This is a genomic window from Neobacillus paridis (assembly GCF_016765675.1).
In the GTDB taxonomy this organism is placed as follows: Bacteria; Bacillota; Bacilli; order Bacillales; family Cytobacillaceae; genus Neobacillus; species Neobacillus paridis.
The window spans coordinates 1-943 of sequence record NZ_JAESWB010000256.1; the positions used below are offsets into that span (position 1 = coordinate 1).

2 protein-coding genes are annotated in these 943 nt (G+C 48.7%); one reads left to right on the top strand and one right to left on the bottom strand.

All coding sequences use genetic code 11. The features are described 5' to 3' along the window. Nucleotides 1-116: 116 nt before the first annotated feature. The gene (locus JK635_RS28725) at nt 117-407 is read right to left on the bottom strand and encodes a hypothetical protein (RefSeq protein WP_202655244.1); all 291 of its coding nucleotides are present in this window, start codon (nt 405-407) and stop codon (nt 117-119) included. 229 nt (nt 408-636) lie between these two features. Here JK635_RS28725 and JK635_RS28730 point away from each other — a divergent pair. Then, the coding region (locus JK635_RS28730) for a DNA ligase LigA-related protein (protein ID WP_498043881.1) at nt 637-943 on the top strand (307 nt) is incomplete at its 3' end.

Consider the following 943-nt stretch of genomic DNA (forward strand, 5'->3'; position numbering starts at 1 on the left):
ACATACTTTTTTCAACCTCGTTGTTGGACCCATTCATGAGATGAACCTTACCGTACGCCTCCCAGAGTACAAGGGAATGTCTTTGCCGCTGCTACGCACAAAGAATGATCAAGCCCTCAAAGAAATCGCAGATTGGGGTTGGCTGCGAGCGTGGCATCAATGGACTTTTGCTTACGCTCTTCGAAGTATGCTTTCCTGGCATCCCGGTTTTCGACAACTGTCAAGACAGGGTTTGGTTCGCCCAATTCCTGCAGCATCGCCATTGCCAGGTCGCGGTAGGCATCCCGTTCAGCACTCAGTTCCAAAATGCGCTGGTTCGCAATCTTCAAGGAAATTTCGTGCTGTTCACGAGCACATTTTTCCCAATAGGCTTCGTCTTCAGCTGCCTCGGCATCGCGCCTTGCCATACTCGCACTCGCTGACTCTCCGAAGTACATGGCACTGTAATCAAATCCATCACTCATAACTCTTTCCTTCTACGTTCCCAATGCTCTCAATCCTACGTATTAGACCACCAGACGTGATCNTCCTACGTATTAGACCACCAGACGTGATCTGCACCGGGCATTTACCTTTTGCAATAATATAACACAGTCGTATAATACAGTTGATTTTCATTTATCTAACCATGTGGTGATGTTTCCACATACTTTCTCTTATATTGGAATCGTTGTGAATTTGCCAGCAGAGTTGCCTTCCCTTCTCCAGATCACGAGCCTACGCGCAGATATCGAGCGCCACCAACGGCTCTACCACGAGAATGATGCACCTGAAATCTCCGACTCTCAATATGATGCCCTCATTCGCAAGCTGATTGCAATTGAAGCGCAACACCCGCAGCTTGCTACACCGGATTCGCCTTCGATGCGAATAGGCGGCAAGCCGCTCAAGGCCTTCCGCGAAATTACTCATGCGTTTCCCATGCTGTCGTTAAAAGACGTCA